This window comes from Vibrio sp. RC586, assembly GCF_000176715.1.
GTDB lineage: Bacteria > Pseudomonadota > Gammaproteobacteria > Enterobacterales > Vibrionaceae > Vibrio.
Map to the genome: position 1 here is coordinate 44,732 of NZ_ADBD01000011.1, position 19,514 is coordinate 64,245.

At 47.3% G+C, this 19,514-nt stretch carries 20 protein-coding genes; 11 read left to right on the top strand and 9 right to left on the bottom strand.

Features of this window, described 5'->3' with window-relative positions; all coding sequences use genetic code 11:
* Positions 1 to 44 precede the first annotated feature (44 nt).
* The 5 genes from surA to VOA_RS05460 all read left to right on the top strand — a co-directional run bounded on the left by surA (position 45) and on the right by VOA_RS05460 (position 4,423).
* Positions 45 to 1,340, top strand: coding sequence for a peptidylprolyl isomerase SurA (surA, locus tag VOA_RS05480; RefSeq protein ID WP_000780517.1), 1,296 nt, complete (start codon positions 45 to 47; stop codon positions 1,338 to 1,340).
* A complete protein-coding gene (pdxA, locus tag VOA_RS05475) occupies positions 1,330 to 2,322 on the top strand; it encodes a 4-hydroxythreonine-4-phosphate dehydrogenase PdxA (RefSeq protein ID WP_000095778.1) in 993 nt (330 codons plus the stop codon). Before surA ends, pdxA begins: the two co-directional genes overlap by 11 nt.
* 13 nt (positions 2,323 to 2,335) lie before the next feature.
* Complete coding sequence (gene rsmA / locus VOA_RS05470; RefSeq protein ID WP_001243265.1) at positions 2,336 to 3,154, top strand: 16S rRNA (adenine(1518)-N(6)/adenine(1519)-N(6))-dimethyltransferase RsmA; 819 nt, start codon at positions 2,336 to 2,338, stop codon at positions 3,152 to 3,154.
* Positions 3,155 to 3,228: 74 nt separating this feature from the next.
* Positions 3,229 to 3,609 carry a Co2+/Mg2+ efflux protein ApaG gene (apaG, locus tag VOA_RS05465; RefSeq protein ID WP_000383333.1) on the top strand — a complete coding sequence of 127 codons (381 nt, stop codon included), beginning with the start codon at positions 3,229 to 3,231 and terminating at the stop codon, positions 3,607 to 3,609.
* 10 nt (positions 3,610 to 3,619) lie between these two features.
* Positions 3,620 to 4,423, top strand: coding sequence for a symmetrical bis(5'-nucleosyl)-tetraphosphatase (locus tag VOA_RS05460; RefSeq protein WP_000035018.1), 804 nt, complete (start codon positions 3,620 to 3,622; stop codon positions 4,421 to 4,423).
* A gap of 51 nt (positions 4,424 to 4,474) precedes the next feature.
* Here VOA_RS05460 and folA read toward each other — a convergent pair whose 3' ends face one another.
* From folA to rplU, 6 genes are all read right to left on the bottom strand, one after another.
* Positions 4,475 to 4,957, bottom strand: coding sequence for a type 3 dihydrofolate reductase (folA, locus tag VOA_RS05455; protein ID WP_000973530.1), 483 nt, complete (start codon positions 4,955 to 4,957; stop codon positions 4,475 to 4,477).
* A 12-nt stretch (positions 4,958 to 4,969) separates the two neighbouring features.
* A complete protein-coding gene (locus VOA_RS05450) occupies positions 4,970 to 5,443 on the bottom strand; it encodes a threonine/serine exporter family protein (protein ID WP_000954090.1) in 474 nt (157 codons plus the stop codon).
* Entirely contained in the window at positions 5,443 to 6,204 is a 762-nt protein-coding gene (locus VOA_RS05445) for a threonine/serine exporter family protein (protein WP_000444263.1), read from the bottom strand. The genes VOA_RS05450 and VOA_RS05445 overlap by 1 nt, the downstream gene beginning before the upstream one ends.
* A 129-nt stretch (positions 6,205 to 6,333) precedes the next feature.
* On the bottom strand, positions 6,334 to 7,506 hold the full coding sequence (gene cgtA, locus VOA_RS05440; protein WP_000673582.1) for an Obg family GTPase CgtA: 1,173 nt from the start codon (positions 7,504 to 7,506) through the stop codon (positions 6,334 to 6,336).
* A gap of 194 nt (positions 7,507 to 7,700) precedes the next feature.
* Positions 7,701 to 7,961 carry a 50S ribosomal protein L27 gene (rpmA, locus tag VOA_RS05435; RefSeq protein WP_000940598.1) on the bottom strand — a complete coding sequence of 87 codons (261 nt, stop codon included), beginning with the start codon at positions 7,959 to 7,961 and terminating at the stop codon, positions 7,701 to 7,703.
* Between the two features lie 20 nt (positions 7,962 to 7,981).
* Positions 7,982 to 8,293 carry a 50S ribosomal protein L21 gene (gene rplU / locus VOA_RS05430; protein WP_000271393.1) on the bottom strand — a complete coding sequence of 104 codons (312 nt, stop codon included), beginning with the start codon at positions 8,291 to 8,293 and terminating at the stop codon, positions 7,982 to 7,984.
* A gap of 270 nt (positions 8,294 to 8,563) precedes the next feature.
* Between rplU and ispB the strand changes: the two genes are divergently transcribed.
* Positions 8,564 to 9,535, top strand: coding sequence for an octaprenyl diphosphate synthase (gene ispB, locus VOA_RS05425; protein ID WP_000345925.1), 972 nt, complete (start codon positions 8,564 to 8,566; stop codon positions 9,533 to 9,535).
* A 167-nt stretch (positions 9,536 to 9,702) separates the two neighbouring features.
* On the opposite strand, the gene VOA_RS05420 is transcribed toward ispB, so the two are convergent.
* The gene (locus tag VOA_RS05420) at positions 9,703 to 11,109 is read right to left on the bottom strand and encodes a basic amino acid/polyamine antiporter (protein ID WP_000358599.1); all 1,407 of its coding nucleotides are present in this window, start codon (positions 11,107 to 11,109) and stop codon (positions 9,703 to 9,705) included.
* A gap of 337 nt (positions 11,110 to 11,446) precedes the next feature.
* Entirely contained in the window at positions 11,447 to 12,382 is a 936-nt protein-coding gene (mdh, locus tag VOA_RS05415; protein ID WP_000861561.1) for a malate dehydrogenase, read from the bottom strand.
* A 327-nt stretch (positions 12,383 to 12,709) separates the two neighbouring features.
* Here mdh and argR point away from each other — a divergent pair, with 327 nt between their 5' ends.
* The 5 genes from argR (at position 12,710) to VOA_RS05390 (ending at position 18,318) form a co-directional block, all read left to right on the top strand.
* The gene (gene argR / locus VOA_RS05410; RefSeq protein WP_001246635.1) at positions 12,710 to 13,180 is read left to right on the top strand and encodes a transcriptional regulator ArgR; all 471 of its coding nucleotides are present in this window, start codon (positions 12,710 to 12,712) and stop codon (positions 13,178 to 13,180) included.
* Positions 13,181 to 13,502: 322 nt separating this feature from the next.
* Entirely contained in the window at positions 13,503 to 14,471 is a 969-nt protein-coding gene (locus VOA_RS05405; RefSeq protein ID WP_000056634.1) for a TAXI family TRAP transporter solute-binding subunit, read from the top strand.
* Between the two features lie 185 nt (positions 14,472 to 14,656).
* Entirely contained in the window at positions 14,657 to 17,221 is a 2,565-nt protein-coding gene (locus VOA_RS05400) for a TRAP transporter permease (protein WP_000195210.1), read from the top strand.
* 119 nt (positions 17,222 to 17,340) lie between these two features.
* Positions 17,341 to 17,778 carry a universal stress protein gene (locus VOA_RS05395; RefSeq protein WP_000276484.1) on the top strand — a complete coding sequence of 146 codons (438 nt, stop codon included), beginning with the start codon at positions 17,341 to 17,343 and terminating at the stop codon, positions 17,776 to 17,778.
* Positions 17,779 to 17,934: 156 nt separating this feature from the next.
* On the top strand, positions 17,935 to 18,318 hold the full coding sequence (locus VOA_RS05390; RefSeq protein WP_000753235.1) for a DUF2061 domain-containing protein: 384 nt from the start codon (positions 17,935 to 17,937) through the stop codon (positions 18,316 to 18,318).
* Between the two features lie 65 nt (positions 18,319 to 18,383).
* Here VOA_RS05390 and VOA_RS05385 read toward each other — a convergent pair whose 3' ends face one another.
* Positions 18,384 to 19,181 (bottom strand): glycosyl hydrolase 2 galactose-binding domain-containing protein, encoded by a 798-nt coding sequence (locus VOA_RS05385; protein ID WP_001177214.1) that lies wholly within the window; start codon positions 19,179 to 19,181, stop codon positions 18,384 to 18,386.
* Positions 19,182 to 19,514: the final 333 nt, after the last annotated feature.

The following is a 19,514-nucleotide window of genomic DNA, read 5'->3' on the forward strand; positions in this document are numbered from 1 at the left end:
GCCTGAGGAAACTCAGGCTTAAAACATTTTAGATAGGACTGCACATGAAATTGTGGAAACCCACACTAATTAGCGTTCTCAGTGCGCTGACTCTCTTCAACGCTCACGCAGAGCCCAAACAACTCGATAGCGTGGCAGTGATTGTCAATAGCGGCGTCATACTACAAAGTGATGTGGACAGCGCCCTAAAAACCATCAAGGCCAATGCCAAGCAGAACAAGCAGCCTTTGCCACAAGAAACGGTGCTGCGCGAACAAGTATTGGAAAAACTGATCATCGATACTTTGCAGCAACAAGAAGCGGATCGGATTGGGGTAAAAATTGATGACAACCGCCTCAACGAAGCGATTAAAGAGATAGCGAAAAACAACCAACAGACTCAGGAGCAGTTGATTGCTTCGGTAGCGCAAGAAGGCTTAACTTACCCAGAGTTCCGTGAGCAAATCCGTAAAGAGATGGCGGCGAGTGATGCACGCAATGCCTTAGTTCGTCGTCGTATCAACATTCTGCCCGCCGAAGTTGATACGTTAGCTGAGCTGCTGGCGCAGGAAACCGATGCCACTGTGCAATACAAAATCAGTCATATTCAACTGCGAGTCGATGACGGACAAGATAAAAGTGCCGCGGAAACCTTGGCCAACAAGCTGGTCAACGACCTAAAAAATGGGGCAGACTTTGCGCAAATGGCGTACGCCTACTCCAAAGGTCCCAAAGCCCTGCAAGGGGGAGATTGGGGATGGATGCGCAAAGAAGAGATGCCAACCATCTTTGCTGATCAGATCAAAATGCAAAACAAAGGCAGCATTATTGGCCCGTTTCGCAGTGGTGTCGGTTTTCACATTTTGAAAATAGATGATGTCAAAGGCCTAGAAACGGTCGCGGTCACAGAAGTGAATGCTCGTCACATCTTGATCAAACCGACCATCATCCTCAGCGATGAAGGCGCGCAAAAGCAGCTCAATGAATTCGTACAGCGCATCAAAAATGGCGAAGTGACCTTTGCAGAATTAGCACAGCAATATAGCCAAGACCCCGGCTCTGCCGCGCAAAAAGGTGAACTGGGCTATCAAACTCCCGATCTGTATGTCCCAGAGTTTAAACACCAGATTGAAACCTTACCCGTAGGCCAAATCAGTGAGCCGTTTAAAACCGTACATGGTTGGCACATTGTAGAAGTGCTCGATCGTCGCGAAGTGGACAGAACTGATTCCGCACTGAAAAACAAGGCCTACCGTATCTTGTTCAATCGTAAATTCAATGAAGAAGCCAGTGCTTGGCTGCAAGAGCTGCGTGCCAGCGCCTTTGTTGAAGTATTGAAGGACGAGAAGGATGAGCAGTAAACGCATCATTGTCACAGCCGGTGAGCCCGCGGGGATCGGTCCCGATCTGGTGCTCGCCCTCTCCGCGCAAGATTGGCCACACCAACTGGTGGTGTGTGCCGATAAGGCGTTATTGACGCAGCGGGCCGCACAACTTGGCATACAGGTTAAGCTACTGGATTATCAACGCGATAATCCAGTGCAAGCGCAACAAGCAGGAACCTTGTTGGTTGAGCATATTCCTCTCGCGGAACCCGTCGTCGCCGGTCAACTCAATCCTGCGAATGGACACTATGTGTTAAAAACGCTGGAAAGAGCAGCAAAAGGCTGTATGAATGGCGAATTTGATGCTATTGTCACCGGCCCTGTGCACAAGGGGGTGATCAACCGTGCGGGGGTGGCTTTCAGCGGTCATACCGAATTTTTTGCTGAACAGTCAAAGACTCCCCTCGTCGTGATGATGCTGGCCACCGAAGGCTTACGTACTGCGTTAGTCACTACACATCTGCCACTCGCAGAAGTGCCGCAAGCGATAACTTGTGAACGTCTAGAGCAGATTGTTCATATTCTCCACAAGGATTTAGTCGAGAAATTTGCCATTGCAGAGCCTAAAATTTACGTGTGTGGCTTAAACCCACATGCAGGTGAAGACGGTGTATTAGGCATGGAGGAGATCGAAACCATCACTCCAACTCTACAGCGTTTGCGTGAGCAATATGGCATGCAATTGGTTGGCCCACTGCCAGCCGATACCATTTTTAGTGAAAAATACTTGCAACAAGCCGATGCCATACTCGGGATGTACCACGATCAAGTACTTCCCGTGCTCAAATACAAAGGCTTTGGCCGCTCAGTCAATATTACTCTGGGACTGCCTTTTATCCGCACTTCGGTGGATCATGGCACCGCATTGGACCTTGCCGGAACGGGTCAAGCCGATGTAGGAAGCTTCTGGACCGCATTGGCTTACGCAATAGAATTAGTTGATAAAAAAGCGAAATAACTTCGAGAACACTATGAGAAATGATGTCCACTTAGGGCACAAAGCACGTAAACGCTTTGGTCAAAACTTCCTCAATGATCCTTACATCATTGATGGTATTGTGTCGGCGATTAATCCAAGACCGGGGCAAAACTTGGTTGAAATCGGCCCAGGATTAGGCGCGATCACAGAACCGGTAGGACGTGAAGTGGATAAGTTCACTGTCATCGAGCTTGACCGAGATCTCGCAGAGCGCTTGCGTAATCATCCCGAATTAGCAAGCAAGCTGACGATCCACGAAGGCGACGCCATGCGTTTTGACTTCAAACAGCTGGTTAAGCCAAACAACAAACTTCGCGTGTTTGGTAACTTGCCATACAACATTTCAACGCCACTGATGTTCCACCTTTTTGAATTCCACCGTGACATTCAAGACATGCATTTCATGCTGCAAAAAGAGGTGGTCAACCGTTTAGCGGCAGGCCCTGGCAGCAAAGCTTATGGCCGCCTAACCGTGATGGCGCAATACTACTGTAAAGTGGTTCCGGTACTGGAAGTTCCGCCAACAGCGTTTGTGCCACCCCCGAAAGTGGACTCTGCGGTCGTACGTCTGGTGCCATATGAAGATCTGCCACACCCAGCGACCAGCTTAGAGTGGTTAGATCGCGTGGTACGTGAAGGCTTTAACCAACGCCGTAAAACCGTGCGTAACTGCTACAAAGGTTTGGTTGAGCCAGAAACGCTGGAGGCATTGGGTATCAACTCAGGCATGCGCCCAGAAAACCTGACCTTAGCTCAGTTTGTGGCATTAGCGAACTGGCTTGATGCCCAGCATCAAAAAGCTCATGCATAATCCAATAGGACGACATTAAGTCGTCCTTTGTTTATCGCCACTAGGTTATACCCAACTAGGCCGAGGAGTCGCTCATGGATGTTTCGCTTCCCTGCATCAAAATTCAAGTGCAAACCCGCTACATTGAGGAACAATCCGATCCTGAATATCATCGCTTTGTGTTTGCATACCTGATCACGATTAAGAATCTCAGCACTCAAACTGTGCAACTATTAGGTCGTCGCTGGCTGATCACCGACGCCGATGGTAAGCAGACGGTAGTGGAAGGCGATGGTGTGGTGGGAGAACAGCCACACATTCAAGCCAACGATGAATACACCTACAGCAGTGGTACAGCGCTCGATACGCCGGTAGGAGTGATGCAAGGTCAGTACCTGATGGTCGATGAACAAGGTGAGTCTTTCTCGGTAGAAATTGAACCGTTTCGTCTAGCGGTTCCTCATGTACTGAATTAACGGAGTTTGTGTGGCTAATTACATCGTCGGAGATATTCAAGGCTGTTTTGATGAGTTACAACTGCTGCTTGAGCAAGCCAAGTTTGACCCACACCAAGATACTCTCTGGTTTGCCGGTGATTTAGTCGCAAGAGGTCCTAAATCTCTGGAAACATTACGCTTCGCCCGTCAGTTAGGCGATGCCGCACGGGTGGTGCTTGGCAACCATGATTTGCATTTACTCGCAGTGTCACTCGGCACTCATCCGGCCAAACGCCGCGATCAAACTCAACCTATTTTAGATGCAAAAGACGCACCTCAATTACTTGATTGGCTACGTCAGCAACCCTTGCTAGCTGAACATGAAGAATTTGTGCTCTGCCATGCCGGTATTTCACCACAATGGGATCTCACCACCGCCCGCCAAGCAGCGCAAGAAGTAGAACAAGTGTTGCGTAGTACACAATGGGATAGCCTGATTGTACAGATGTATAGTGATGAGCCGGATACATGGCAAGCAGAGCTGCAAGGCATAGATCGCTTGCGTTACATCATTAACGCTTTCACCCGCATGCGCTTTTGTTTCCCTGATGGCCGTTTGGACATGCAATGTAAACTGCCTCCTAGCGAAATCACCGATGGTAGCTTATTACCTTGGTTTCAATTACCGCAACGGATCCCATTAGAAAAGACGGTGATTTTTGGCCATTGGGCTGCACTGGAAGGCTATTACAGCAATGAGGTCATTGGACTGGATACTGGCTGTGTTTGGGGCGGTACACTCACCATGTTACGTTGGGAAGATCAACGCTACTTTGTTCAAGCCGCACTTTAAGCTGAAAAAGAAAACACCCGTTAATACGGGTGTTGACGATTTTATCTCTGGTTATTTGCGTTCAAAAATCACAAAATCCATCGCATAGGTATTTTTTTCATCTGCAGGGTAATGCTCACGATAGCACTCCTGCCAATCACTTCCCCACGCAGGAAACTGAGTATCACCATCAAGTTCCGCATTGATCTCGGTAATGTACAGTTTATTGGCCATCGGCAAGCAAGCGGCATACAAACTCCCACCACCGATGATCATAATCTCATCGACTTCTCCGGCTTTCGCCAGCGCGGCATCGATTGACGCAACCAGATCAACGCCATCAATCAGCAAACTCTCATCACGAGAGATCACAATATTGTGTCGCCCCGGTAAAGGTCGCCCAATCGATTGGTAGGTTTTACGTCCCATAATCACAGGTTTGCCTAATGTGCAGCGTTTAAACCATGCGAAGTCGGCAGGCAAATGCCAAGGCATCTGATTATCTTTACCAATAATGCGGTTGTCTGCCATCGCGGCAATCATACTGATCATCATCTTTCTATCACCTTAAATAATCGGTTTGCGGCGGTAGAATAGCAGCCCCGGTACCGCTAAACCAACCGCTAAACCCGCGATGATAAACATCGCCTTGAGGAAATTCTCCATGAGTGCTTCTAGCAACTCTGGTGAAAAACCAAGATGATTAATCTCCACGAGGGCAATCATAGCTTTAAAGGCGAAGACTCCGGGAACCATGGGGATCAGTGCAGCCACAGTAAACACCTTGGGATGCGCCAAGAATCGGCGAGACCAATATACCCCGACCATCCCCACCAGTGTTGCAGCAAAAAAGGTCGCCCATTCGATCGGGACGCCAAATTGCATCATCAAATAACGCGAACCATGCCCAAGCGCACCACCTAAAGCACAATACTTCAGTGCAGGCACAGGCACATTAAATACCAAAGCAAACCCAACCGCTGGAATTGCGGCAAAAAACATGTCATTGAGCAACCCGAAAAACAGATCCCAACTTAGCATTACCACCCCCAAATCCCAGTCACACTCATTGCCGCAACAATCCCGAGAGCGGTCGACAGTGTCAGCAAGCTCGCCATCACAAAACGAGCGATGCCCATGTTGATGTAACCTTTGAGCATATCGGCAACCGCATTAATTAAGGGAAAACCAGGAACCAGCATCAGCACAGAAGATGCCATCACTATAGTGGGTTTATTACCCAGTTGATAAATCACGGCTTGGGCAGAAATGGCAGAAGTGACAAAGGCCGTTGCAGCAAAGTTGATCAACGGGTTGAACTGGCGATGACCGATTTCCTGACGCACAATCATCCCCACTGAAGAAGCGATCAACGTGATCAAAAACACCGTCCAATCCCCACCCGCTAAGCGGCTAAAGGCCGCGCAGGATAGACCAATCATGACCACGACAAGCCAACGGTTATAGCGTTCTGGACTGATTTGATTGAGTTTTTTTTGCGCTAAGCTGTGATCGAGAATGCCTTTCTCCATCATGATGCAGATCCGTTGGATCTGCGTCACCACACGCATGTTGATCCCACGATCTGGGCTGCGCCTCGCCGTAGTAATACAGTGTTCCTTATAAACCGTGGTGACTACCAAAGAACTTGCCGAGAGAGAAACCTCTACCTCACTCATACCACTGGCTAGCCCCATACGTCGCATCATATCGCCCACTAACGTACTCTCAGCGCCATGTGCTAACAGCATCTGCCCAGCCTGGGCGATCAAACGAGAAACGGCTCTCTGTTTGCTTTCCATGATTCCTTTCCTAAATACCTAAGCCAAAAAGTCCAAAAGTGGCACTTAGTGTGCCTTAAACTGTAATGCGGGAATATGATTTAGACACAAAAAAGCCGCAACAAAGTTGCGGCATTATCTGTAAGTTGATTAGTCACGGACATAGATAACATGGCCATCATCTTCTTCGTCGTCCCAGTCATCCCAATCGTCATCATCTTCCGTGATCACTTCGTGACCGGCCAAGCCATCTTTATGGTGATAATCCCATGTGAAATTGACTTTTTCCGCCTCTGTCTGTTCTTCCGCTTCACGCGGTAAAGTATCCATAAACTCCGCCAGCTTCATGCACAGCTCTTTGGTACCTTGACGATTCGCAGCAGAAATTTTGAAGTAGTCGCCTTCCCATGCGAGTGCATCAACGATGTCTTGAATGATCTCGTCCGCTTCTTCTTCTGACATTAGATCAACTTTGTTGAACACCAACCAACGTGGTTTCTTCGCCAGCTTTTCACTGTACTGCTCAAGCTCATCAATGATGGTCAAAGCATTCTGCGCAGGATCACTTTGATCCGCGGGCAGAATATCAATCATGTGTAGCAGCACACGACAACGCTCAAGGTGTTTCAGGAAGCGAATTCCTAAGCCCGCACCATCGGCCGCACCTTCAATCAATCCAGGGATGTCGGCTACCACAAAACTTTTCTCTGGCAGCACGCTCACCACACCAAGGCTTGGCACAAGAGTCGTAAACGGATAGTCCGCGACTTTCGGCTTAGCCGCAGAAACGGCGCGAATAAAGGTTGATTTACCCGCATTTGGCATACCTAGCATGCCGACATCGGCTAGCAGTAGCAGCTCTAAACGGATATCACGCAACTCACCTTTAGTACCCATAGTTTTTTGGCGTGGTGAACGGTTGACCGAAGATTTAAAGCGAGCGTTACCCAAGCCATGCCAACCGCCCTTAGCGATCATGATCTTCTTACCGTGTTCTGCGACTTCACCAATGATTTCATTAGTGTGAATATCGACAGCACGAGTGCCTACCGGTACGCGCAGTTCTTTGTCTTTACCGCTTTTACCGGTACAGTTACCGCCACCACCATTTTTACCGCGTTCAGCTTCATAAAAACGCTGGAAACGATAGTCAATCAAGGTGTTAAGGTTTTCATCGGCGACCATATACACATCGCCGCCATCACCGCCATCGCCGCCATCAGGGCCGCCGTTGGTAATGAATTTTTCACGCCAGAAGCTGACAACGCCGTTACCGCCGTCACCTGCTTGAACTTTAATTACCGCTTCATCAACGAATTTCATTTTTCCTCCACTCAATCTCGTGGGAAATCTTAATCAGTCTAGTAAACCTGAGAACGTAGATCCCAGAAAACAACTGCCTGCTTGGATCAGGCCACATTCAGGTCTAGGGTCTAGGGTCTAGGGTCGACCACACTTTCGATAAATAAAAAACCCCACCAAACGGCAGGGCTTTTGAATTCATCAAGAAACTTTGCTTATTCAGCAGTTTCGATGCTAACGAATTTACGGTTCTTAGGACCTTTAGTCTCGAACTTCACTTTACCATCAGATAGAGCGAATAGAGTGTGGTCTTTACCGATGCCTACGTTAGTACCAGCGTGGAACTTAGTACCACGTTGACGAACAATGATGTTACCTGCAAGTACAGATTCACCACCGAAACGCTTAACACCTAGACGTTTGCTTTCTGAATCGCGGCCGTTACGAGTAGAACCACCAGCTTTTTTGTGTGCCATTGTTGAACTCTCCTAATAACTTAAGCGTTGATACCAGTGATTTTCACTTCCGTGAACCACTGACGGTGACCTTGTTGCTTACGAGAGTGCTTACGACGACGGAACTTAACGATTTTTACTTTATCGCCACGACCGTGTTGTACCACTTCAGCAACTACTTTACCGCCCTCAACTAGAGGAGCACCTACTTTAATGTCTTCACCGTTAGCAACTAGCAGAACTTTATCAAATTCTACAGTTGCACCAGTTTCAACGTCTAATTTCTCTAAACGAAGAGTTTGACCTTCGCTTACACGGTGTTGTTTACCACCAGATTGGAAAACAGCGTACATATTTTACTCCGCTCTTTCCGCACAGCCTATGCTTATATTTTATGCGATAAGGGTGTGCGCTAAACTAATCATCAATAGGGCGTAGATTCTACGTGAATGATGTGCCTATGACAAGCCATATTTTGAAAAAAATGGCGAAAAGCTAATCGCCAAACAAAAGTGCCGCAATCATGCCTTTAAGCCATGTATTAATCAATGATTTTTAGTGTATTATGCAGCGATTCCAGAAGACTAAATGCCTTATACGCTCTTATTTCAGCCGGATTTACGATGGATTTTAAAGCTATCCAAGCGCTTACTGCCAATGACATGGCAAAAGTGAACGAAACGATTCACGCTCAACTTAATTCTGACGTTTCCCTAATCAACCAACTGGGTTTCTATATCATCAGTGGTGGTGGGAAGCGCTTACGCCCATTGCTGGCAGTTTTATCTGCCAAAGCGCTCGGTTATCAGGGCTCACATCACACGACAGCTGCTGCTTTTATTGAATTCATTCATACGGCAACCTTGCTGCACGATGATGTGGTCGATGAGTCAGATCTGCGCCGCGGTAAAGCGACCGCCAATGCCGCTTTTGGCAATGCAGCCAGCGTATTAGTCGGTGACTTTATCTACACTCGCTCATTTCAGATGATGACAGAGCTAGGATCCTTGAAGATCTTGAAGCTGATGAGTGATGCGGTGAACGTGATCGCCGAAGGTGAAGTACAGCAATTGATGAATTGCAACGATCCTGATACCACCGAAGCCAGCTATATGCAGGTGATTTATTCAAAAACCGCACGTTTATTTGAAGCTGCGACCCAGATCGGCGCTATCTTATGTGATGCTTCATCTGAGGTAGAATTGGCGATGCAAAACTACGGTAAGTACCTTGGTACAGCATTCCAGCTGATTGATGATGTGATGGATTACACTTCGGACGGCGAAGAGATGGGTAAAAACGTTGGCGACGATCTGGCTGAAGGTAAGCCTACTCTGCCACTGCTTTATGCTATGCAGCACGGCAATCCCGAACAAGCATTGATGATCCGTGAAGCCATCGAGAAAGCAAATGGCATGTCGCGCCTTAATGAGATTCTCGCGGCGATGGAGCAAACTGGTTCTCTGCGATACACCATTGAAAAGGCGCAGCATGAAGCAGACAAAGCGATTGCTGAACTCGATATCCTGCCAGAAAGCGAATACAAGCAAGCGTTGATCACGCTAGCTCACATGGCCGTCAATCGCAGTAAATAGTCTGCAAATTCGATGATATTGCGACAGCAACTCACTCGAGAATGGATTACGTTTTGTTACTAAAAAACCCCTCAGCTCTACGAGCTTGAGGGGTTTCTTTTATCTAACGTACTAACTATACCAAATGACTTGGAATTGTAGCTTCGAGTAGGAAGAAGACGAACTTCCTACCAAGCACCTTGCCAAAGCATACCAGCCGCTCCGACCGCCACTAGCAGCAAAGTACAGGCGCCGACCCTTTCTCGGCCACAAAACGCTTTTACGCCCTGCTCACGCTTCGCTTTGAGATAAAAAGCAAAACCCGGTAAATACAGCAGGGTTGAAAGCATCAAATAATGCAAACCAGATGCGTACAGCAGCCATAAACCATAAATAGTCGCACCTAGACCAATCAGCAGAAGTTTACCTCTGTCTTTCTGTTCGAGCGCAATTTTTAAGGTGAATGCACCGACCAGAAAATACGGCACTAAAATCATCTCTGAGGCAAAGATCAACAAAGTATCGTAAGTACTAGCTGTGTAGCGCACCAATATCAATGAAACTTGGATACATAGCGTGGTCAGAATCAGGGCATTCACCGGACTACCCGCTTGATTCTGCTTCGCAAAGTGACGTGGGAACATCTTATCTTTTGCTGCAAGGAAAGGCGCTTCTGAAGCCAATACCGTCCAACTCAAAAATGCGCCACAGACTGAGATCAACAGCCCCACCGCGATGATGTATTTCCCCCACGGACCAATAATCGCAGTCAGCACTTGCGCCATTGAAGGGTTGGGATACTGCGCCAATTCATTGACTTGAATCACGCCCATCGACAATAGCGTTACTAAGACATAAATCGACAGTGCAGTAAGCAACCCCAGAATGGTGGCTCGACCTATATCTTTACGCTGACGCGCTCGGCTTGAAACAACCACTGCACCTTCAATTCCCACAAAGACCCAGACCGTTATCAGCATGGTTGATTTGACTTGCCCAAGTAGATCCGCACCTGAAATATGGTGGATGCCGGAAAAATCTAGGCTAAACGTTGGCCAGTTGAAGGCGGTAATCGCACAGACAATAAAGAGCAGTAAAGGCACCATTTTAGTCATGGTGGTGATGAGATTGATCAGAGCAGCGGTTTGCACCCCTCTTAACACTAAGCTGTGTACTCCCCACAGCAATAGTGAAGCACCTCCAATTGACCACCAGGTATTACCTGAGCCAAAGATGACGTGATCAGGTGTATCAAACAGCAGTCCTAGGGTACTAAACACGATCACCAGATAAGAGACGTTCGCGACCATGGCGCTAAACCAATAGCCCCACGCCGAGCAAAATCCAGCAAAATCCCCAAAACCTTCGCGGGCAAAACCAAATACGCCACTATTTACATGGGGTTTATTTACGGCCAAATATTGAAACGAAAGCGCAAGAAAGATCATGCCGATCCCAGTGATCGACCAGCCAATCATCACTGCTAGTGGACTGGCAACTGCCGCCATATTTTGTGGCAAGCTAAACACGCCCGCGCCAATCATGGAACCAATCACTAAAGCAGTGAGAGAGCCTAAACCCAGTTTTTTATCCATTATTTTTCAATCACCAATAACAGAAGTAAAAGCCATCTTCCCCTTCCAAAAATCAATAACAGACAGAAAGGAAATCCGCTTGTTATGACTGAAGAGCAACCATTCAACTCACAACACATGAGTCGAAGAATAGAAAAAACAGCGCATCTTACACGAAAAGCAGTGATATGAAATGATAATTAGATAAGTAACATAAGAATTCACTACTGGTAAAACACAAATCGACATTTAATACTGAAAAATCAAATGATTAATTTAAGCAACCACAGCAAGCCCGAGATAAAAAAATACCGCTCATCAAGAGCGGTATTCTTAAAATGGTCAAATTAGGTGTCGATTATTTTACAAACTCAACACCGATTTGAATGTCACCTTTCAGGGTATCCAGCATGCCATCCAGAGCTGCTTGCTCATAAGCGCTCAGTTTGCCGATTTCCAGCAACTCTTCAACACCGTTTTTACCCAGTTTGATCGGTTGAGCGAAGAATGGAGCGTATTCACCCTCACCTTCTACGTAAGCATACTCAACCACATTCGCTTCACCTTGCAGTGCTTTAACCAGTGCAAGACCAAAACGACATGCCGCTTGGCCCATAGACAGAGTTGCAGAACCGCCACCCGCCTTAGCTTCAACCACCTCAGTACCCGCATTTTGGATGCGTTTAGTCAGAGCTGCCACTTCTTCATCGGTAAAGCTCACACCTTCCACTTGTGATAGTAAAGGCAGAATGGTGACACCGGAGTGACCGCCAATAACAGGTACACGAACTTGGCCTGGATCTTTATTTTTCAGAGCCGCAACGAAGGTTTCAGAACGAATAACATCCAGTGTAGTAATACCAAACAGTTTACGCTTATCGTATACACCTGCTTTTTTCAGCACTTCTGCCGCGATAGGAACCGTTGTATTCACTGGGTTAGTAATAATACCGATACACGCTTTTGGGCACACCACAGCAATTTTTTCTGCTAATGCTTTGACAATACCAGCGTTCACATTGAACAGATCTGCACGATCCATCCCCGGCTTACGCGCAACACCAGCAGAAACTAATACCACATCCGCACCTTCCAACGCAGGCGTTGGATCTTCACCCGCATAACCTTTAATTGTTACAGGGGTTGGGATATGGCTCAGATCCGCCGCCACACCCGGAGTGACAGGCGCGATATCGTACAGAGCCAAATCAGAACCGGCAGGAAGACGGTTTTTGAGTAACAGAGCAAGGGCTTGACCAATGCCGCCAGCGGCACCAATAACAGCGACTTTCATCGTAAATCTCCTTGAGAGTAATCTCTTATAAGTTTGTAGGGTAATTAGGTGTATCCGACCGTCAGACGCTATAGTAATCACAAACTGATTACAATCAATTAACGTCAGCTTTGCGACTTTGCGCAACACTGCTGAGAAGGCGTTGCAGCGTCATAGACGATTATCGGCCAATGTTCAATTTAGACAAAGAGTTATAAAGCGATCTAACCTGATATCAAAAACTTTTACAGTGACAGTTAAGACAAATTTAGCGAGTCGTTTGGTGTGTCATGCATAGGTATGCGAGAATATGCACAAATTGATCATTTAACCTAAGTAAGAAGAATCATGCGTAACGTAGATAAACAAGATAACCTAGTCCGAGCTTTCAAAGCCCTACTAAAAGAAGAACGCTTTGGCTCACAAGGCGATATTGTTGAAGCGCTGAAAAACGAAGGCTTTGACAACATCAACCAATCCAAAGTATCGCGCATGCTGACCAAATTTGGCGCAGTGCGTACTCGTAATGCAAAAATGGAGATGGTCTACTGTTTACCAGCAGAACTGGGCGTCCCCACTGCCAGCAGTTCACTTCGTGAACTAGTCTTGGATGTAGACTACAACAATGCGTTAGTGGTGATTCGTACTGGCCCTGGCGCAGCACAACTGATTGCACGCCTGCTGGATTCGCTAGGTAAATCGGAAGGAATTCTAGGCGTAGTCGCTGGCGATGATACAATTTTCATCACACCAACACTCGATGTACCAGTGAAAGAACTTTTCCACTCTGTCTGCGAATTGTTTGAATACGCCGGCTAAAAATTATCATTGCTGCCGCTTTATGGTCACGCGCCACGCGTGACCAAATTCACATCTTAGAAAGCTCATCTTTTTACCAGCATACAAACTAAACAATTGAAATATAAGAATTATCTACATAGGATACTCAACGTTTTGCTGTCTAATAAATGAGTCAATCACACTATAATTTTTAACAGTTGTGTAATTATCTGTTGTTTTTTTGGTATGATTCCGTCGCTTTATCATTCTTTTCATCGCATAAAGCAATATTTCTCAGGCAGGAAAACTCGGGGCTATATAAATGCTTTGAGTCACATTACCAATGAAGGAAGGGAAATTCATGTCATTACCTAAAATAATCAAAATGGGCGCAATCGCAGCTGCTGTTATCGGCTCTAGTGTCGCCAGCGCACAGGATTTCATTACCATCGGTACCGGTTCGGTTACTGGTGTTTATTACCCTACAGGCGGCGCTATCTGTAAGTTGGTGAACAAGGATCGTAAAGATCACAACATTCGCTGTTCAGTTGAATCTACTGGCGGATCTATCTACAACGTTAACACCATTCGTTCTGGTGAATTGGACTTCGGCATCGTGCAGTCCGATTGGCAATACCATGGTTATAACGGTACCAGCGAATTTGCAGAGCAAGGCCCATACAAAAAGCTGCGTGCCGTGTTCTCACTCCACACCGAACCGTTCAACATCATCGCGCGTGCGGATTCAGGTATTGAAAACGTGAAAGACCTAGCTGGTAAGCGCGTTAACATTGGCAACCCAGGTTCTGGTGATCGCGCGACCATGCAAGTGGTCATGGATGCCTTCGGTTGGACAAACGACAGCTTTAAATTGGCGTCTGAGCTGAAAGGTTCTGAGCGTTCTCAAGCTCTGTGTGACAACAAGATTGATGCATTCATCTACATGGTTGGCCATCCAAACGGTGCAATCAAAGAAGCAACCACCTCTTGTGCCGCTAAACTGGTTCCCGCTACCGGCCCTGAGATCGAAAAAATCGTCGCGAATAACCCTTACTATGCGTACAGCGTAGTGCCTGCTGGCATGTACAGTGGTACAGATCAAGATGTGAAAAGCTTCGGTGTAGCAGCAACGCTAGTAACGACTGAAGACGTACCTGAAGCGGTAGTGTACAACGTGACCAAAGCGGTATTTGAGAACTTTGATACCTTTACTCGTCTACACCCAGCCTTTGCCAACCTGAAGAAAGAAGAGATGGTGACTGCAGGGAACTCCATCCCTCTTCACCCTGGTGCCATTAAATACTACAAAGAAGTCGGTTTGATTAAGTAACGCGTTTCAATCATGGGGAGGAGTGCTTCTCCTCTCCATAAAACGATAACTTATTGATTAATAAAAAGAGGAGGCGATCGCCTCCTCATTAGTCTCACGTGCTCTTTTGGTGATACTACTTTCAGGTACAACACTCTAAGTACCGATGATAAGTCTATGGAACATCAATAATAAGGATAAGGTACATGACGCAGACAACAACACCGTCGCCCGATGTGCAAGAAATGGTGGCACAGGCGGATACCGGAGCCAGAAATCCGAAAGGCATTCCGGGACGTATACTTTGGTTCGTACCGCTCTGTTGGTCACTGTTTCAGCTTTGGTACGCTTCACCACTTCCCTTTATCTTCGATTTTGGCGTACTAAACGACACGCAAGCCCGCTCCATTCACTTAACTTTTGCGGTTTTTCTTGCTTTTACTGCTTATCCAGCGATGAAAGGCTCACCGCTCGATCGTATTCCTTTAATGGATTGGGTTTTAGCACTGGCGGGCAGCTTGTCAGCAGCTTACATCTATCTCTTCTACGCAGAGCTAGCCGGACGTTCTGGCGCCCCGACTCAGTTGGATGTGATTGCTTCAGTCGTTGGCATGGTGCTGCTACTTGAAGCGACCCGCCGTGCGTTAGGCCCACCACTGATGATGGTGGCCGCTTTATTCTTACTCTACACCTTTGCTGGCCCTTACATGCCCGATGTGATTGCCCACAAAGGGGCAAGCTTGAACAAGGCGATGTCACACTTGTGGCTAACCACTGAAGGGGTATTTGGTGTCGCACTTGGGGTTTCAACCTCGTTTGTTTTCCTGTTTGTGCTGTTTGGTGCCATGTTGGAACGTGCCGGTGCGGGAGCCTACTTCATCAAAGTCGCCTTCTCTATGCTCGGGCACATGCGTGGCGGCCCAGCCAAAGCGGCAGTAGTGGCTTCTGGCCTCTCAGGGCTAGTATCAGGTTCTTCGATCGCCAACGTAGTGACCACAGGTACCTTTACCATTCCGCTCATGAAACGCGTTGGTTTTCCCGGAACCAAAGCCGGTGCGGTGGAAGTGGCCGCTTCCACCAACGGCCAGTTGACTCCGCCAATCATGGGGGCGGCCGCTTTCTTGATGGTGGAATACGTCGGAATTTCTTATGTCGAAGTCATCAAAGCCGCCATTCTGCCAGCGCTAATTTCCTATATCGCCTTGATCTACATTGTTCACCTTGAAGCTTGTAAAGCGGGCATGAGTGGCCTTCCTCGTCGTAACCAGTCGACTTTGGCTCAAAAGCTACTCTCTTTTACCGCAACGATTCTTGGCTTATGCGTGATCAGTGCGTTGGTTTATTACGGTATCGGTTGGACCAAGGAAGCCTTTGATACAGCCGCGACCCCTATTCTTACCGCGGTGTTATTGGTAGCTTACGTTGGGCTGGTAAAAGTTTCCGCACCGTATGCAAAAGAAGGGCTGGGAATTGATGAAGACTTACAGTTCGTCCCTGATGTCGCTCCAACGCTAAAATCTGGCTTGCACTACTTACTGCCGATTGTGGTTTTGGTGTGGTGTTTGACGGTTGAGCGCTTCTCGCCCGGCTTATCGGCATTCTGGGCCAGCGTATTTATGATTTTCATCCTATTAACGCAACGTCCACTAATTGCCCTATTTAACCGCACAGGTGCACTCGGCGATGCCGCTAAAGAAGGGGTGAGTGACCTTTTTGAAAGCTTGGTCTCTGGTGCGCGTAACATGATCGGTATCGGGGTGGCGACTGCTGCTGCGGGTACGGTTGTGGGTGTTGTCACCCTCACTGGGATTGGTCTGGTGATGACTGACTTTGTCGAGTTTATCTCTGGCGGTAGCGTCATCATGATGTTGATTTTTACTGCAGTGATCAGTTTGATCCTCGGTATGGGTTTGCCAACCACGGCCAACTACATTGTGGTTTCCACCTTGATGGCTCCCGTGATCGTCACATTAGGTGCTGAGCATGGCTTGATCATCCCTCTGATTGCGGTGCATCTGTTCGTGTTCTACTTCGGTATTTTGGCTGATGATACACCGCCGGTCGGTCTCGCTGCTTTTGCTGCCGCGGCGATCGCCAAATCCGATCCCATTCGCACCGGTATTCAGGGCTTTGCTTACGACATACGGACGGCAATCCTGCCTTTCATGTTTGTGTTTAACACCCAACTCTTGTTGATGGGAATCGATACTTGGTGGCACTTAATGCTCACCATACTCTCTTCCATTACGGCCATGTTGTTGTTTTCCGCAGCAACACAGGGATGGTGGTTAACCAAAACCAAATGGTGGGAAGTGATTGCATTACTGGTACTGACCTTTACCTTTTTCCGTCCCGGTTTCTGGTGGGACATGGTCTACCCCGCTCAAGTCATGTATGCAGGCACCAAGTTAGAGCAGATTGTGGAGCAAACGCCTGTAGGACAACCGATCCAAATGATCGTGGCTGGGGAAAATCTTAAAGGCGAATACACCTCTAAAACCGTACAGTTACCGTTTGAAGATCGCGCTGTCGGTGCTCAAGATCGCATTGCCTCAATGGGCTTAACTCTGCTCAACGAGAAAAACCGCATGTTGGTCGAAATGGTGGAATTCGGTAGCCCAGCCGAAGCGGCAGGTATCGACTTTGATTGGGAAATTCGCTCAGTCGTGGTCGATAGCGATCGTCCGATGAAAGAGTGGGTATTCCTGCCAGCAATTTTGCTCACTCTGCTGCTGGCTTGGAACCAAAAAAGACGGATAAAAAAGGCATAACAAGGTGCTGCGTCAATATGCCTGAGTCAAATCAGGCATATACTTAACGCGTCAATGAATCATCGCCAACCTATCCCCTAAACCCATAAGGATAGGGAATAATAACCATAGAGAGCGTCATGTATAAACATATTCTTGTTCCGGTTGATTTGAATGAACAAGGCTTTGCAGACAAAGCGGTTCAGCTTGCTGTCTGGCATGCCAAACATTCCAACGCCGAAATTCACTTGCTGAACGTGTTGCCAGGCATTCATATGTCCATGGTGGCGACCTATTTTCCAAAAGATGCCGCAGCACAAATGAAAAATGATGTGCGTGCTCAGCTCAAAGCATTTGCTGATAAACACATTGATGAAGAGATTGTTTACAAGCTGCACATTGCAGAAGGCAAAGCTTACGCGACCATCCTTGATTATGCGGAGCGTTTAGGTGCGGATCTTATCGTAATGCCTAGCCACAAACGCTCACGCATTGATAAAGTCATGCTCGGCTCTGTGGCGAGCAAAGTGGTAGAAAACTCCCCGATCAATGTTTTGGTTGTGAAGCCTCAAGGCTAATTACCCACAATGCTTAATGTCATATCTCTATAAAGGCGCTTCATAGCGCCTTTTTTATTCACTAATTCCTATCGCATTGATTGGTTTTTCCCACTTGATGAATTGAGAATTATTATCAATAATAATTCCATCAAACAAGATCAGGTGGACTGAATCATGAAAAAGACATTAAGTTTTGCAGCAATACACTTTACCATCGCATTTACGGTAGCGTATGTCCTGACAGGTGATGTTCTTCTCGGCAGCCTGATTGCGATGCTCGAACCGATGGTGAACACTGTCGCGTTTTACTTCCATGAAAAAGCATGGGCCAATTCTCCAACGTTGCGCCGCTTTGCAGGCGATACCCGAATCAAAACCGCTAGCTTCGCGACCATCCATTTTAGCGTAGCGTTTAGTGTGGCTTACCTGTTGACGGGCAGTTGGTTAGTGGGGGGGGTAATGGCGATGATCGAGCCGAGCATCAATACCTGTGCCTACTACTTCCATGAGAAAATATGGCAAAGCAAGCACTCAAGCCATTTCGGTTGTGCTCACTAACCCATTTAAATATTGATTGAAACGCCTTCTTGATGAAGGCGTTTTGCATTTTGATACGCAGGAAATTACAGAGGAAAATGGCTAACGCAGTGTGCTTCACTCAAACCGAGTTGGAAACGCTTAATTTGCCCATCTAATTGCACGGTGATGATATAGAGATCCTCCGCTCGTGGGCGGCGTACATCATAAATTTTAGGTGCATCAACTTGAAACAGCACGCTGGCGTGATCACTGCGCACGTCAATCGGCACTTGATACGTCCGACCATCAAATTTCACCGCAGCAGAAACCAGTCCCGGAGAATAAGTGGTGAAAAACAGATTCACCAACAACTCACAGCCACTGTGGTGCCAAACTTGCTCGGTTGAAACATGGTTCAGGCGCAGATGGCGAATGCATTGCAGGTAAGGCGCTTTCCAGACCCCGATTCGCTGATCATAATTGGGCGTATCTTGCTCGCCTAAAAAACAGAGCTCAGTTGCCTCTTCATCCAGCAACCAATCCTCATCCGCTTCCAAAAACAAAATTTCAAATCGGTTACGCCCTAGTTTTAACAAGGGGCGGATGTCTTTACGATAAATCGCTAGTGAGCCATCACAGTCAAACAACGCGCCCCCATTCAGGCGTACTTCGGCATGGTAATCAATGCCTTCCAACACCAAATCAATCGCCGCAAAGCTCAGCAGGTCTTCATCCACTTCAATATCATGCATTAAATGCCACTCTTGCTCAGCGATTTCCGCTTCACTCAGTGTTTTGGGTAACACCGCACTTAATGGTGCTGGAAAAGTAATGTCATCTTGGGGGATAGAGAGATCCGTCAGCGGTGAAAGCTGCCAAAGACCGGCGAGTGAGAGCTGCATAGCGTTCCAATTCCTGTTGGTTTGCGCGCATTATACCTGAAGTGAACGCGATTGCAGCGTTGATGTAACACAGCGGCTACGGCTTACAATCCATTCATATAGGCAAAAAAATACCAGCCCTGCGGCTGGTATCATCGACTCAAGAATTACTGATCGTCGTCTTCATCCTCATCTTCGTCAGGGTACAAGGCATCTTCGCCCTCTGCCACCCTTACACTTCATTATAACAAATTGGTGAGAGAGAAGAGGTAGTAAAAGGGTCTTCTCAACATTCACACATTATAGTGAAATTTGCCTCAAAACTTCTTAAAAGGTGAGAATCAGAAGCTACTC

Coding starts and splice junctions, on each gene's coding strand:
- VOA_RS05395 (WP_000276484.1), top strand. CDS start 17,341: ATGTATAAACATATTCTTGTTCCGGTTGATTTGAATGAACAAGGCTTT.
- VOA_RS05445 (WP_000444263.1), bottom strand. CDS start 6,204: ATGGAAAGCAAACAGAGAGCCGTTTCTCGTTTGATCGCCCAGGCTGGG.
- argR (WP_001246635.1), top strand. CDS start 12,710: ATGCGTAACGTAGATAAACAAGATAACCTAGTCCGAGCTTTCAAAGCC.
- rpmA (WP_000940598.1), bottom strand. CDS start 7,961: ATGGCACACAAAAAAGCTGGTGGTTCTACTCGTAACGGCCGCGATTCA.
- folA (WP_000973530.1), bottom strand. CDS start 4,957: ATGATGATCAGTATGATTGCCGCGATGGCAGACAACCGCATTATTGGT.
- pdxA (WP_000095778.1), top strand. CDS start 1,330: ATGAGCAGTAAACGCATCATTGTCACAGCCGGTGAGCCCGCGGGGATC.
- ispB (WP_000345925.1), top strand. CDS start 8,564: ATGGATTTTAAAGCTATCCAAGCGCTTACTGCCAATGACATGGCAAAA.
- rplU (WP_000271393.1), bottom strand. CDS start 8,293: ATGTACGCTGTTTTCCAATCTGGTGGTAAACAACACCGTGTAAGCGAA.
- VOA_RS05450 (WP_000954090.1), bottom strand. CDS start 5,443: ATGCTAAGTTGGGATCTGTTTTTCGGGTTGCTCAATGACATGTTTTTT.
- apaG (WP_000383333.1), top strand. CDS start 3,229: ATGGATGTTTCGCTTCCCTGCATCAAAATTCAAGTGCAAACCCGCTAC.
- mdh (WP_000861561.1), bottom strand. CDS start 12,382: ATGAAAGTCGCTGTTATTGGTGCCGCTGGCGGCATTGGTCAAGCCCTT.
- VOA_RS05420 (WP_000358599.1), bottom strand. CDS start 11,109: ATGGATAAAAAACTGGGTTTAGGCTCTCTCACTGCTTTAGTGATTGGT.
- VOA_RS05390 (WP_000753235.1), top strand. CDS start 17,935: ATGAAAAAGACATTAAGTTTTGCAGCAATACACTTTACCATCGCATTT.
- rsmA (WP_001243265.1), top strand. CDS start 2,336: ATGAGAAATGATGTCCACTTAGGGCACAAAGCACGTAAACGCTTTGGT.
- VOA_RS05405 (WP_000056634.1), top strand. CDS start 13,503: ATGTCATTACCTAAAATAATCAAAATGGGCGCAATCGCAGCTGCTGTT.
- cgtA (WP_000673582.1), bottom strand. CDS start 7,506: ATGAAATTCGTTGATGAAGCGGTAATTAAAGTTCAAGCAGGTGACGGC.
- surA (WP_000780517.1), top strand. CDS start 45: ATGAAATTGTGGAAACCCACACTAATTAGCGTTCTCAGTGCGCTGACT.
- VOA_RS05400 (WP_000195210.1), top strand. CDS start 14,657: ATGACGCAGACAACAACACCGTCGCCCGATGTGCAAGAAATGGTGGCA.
- VOA_RS05385 (WP_001177214.1), bottom strand. CDS start 19,181: ATGCAGCTCTCACTCGCCGGTCTTTGGCAGCTTTCACCGCTGACGGAT.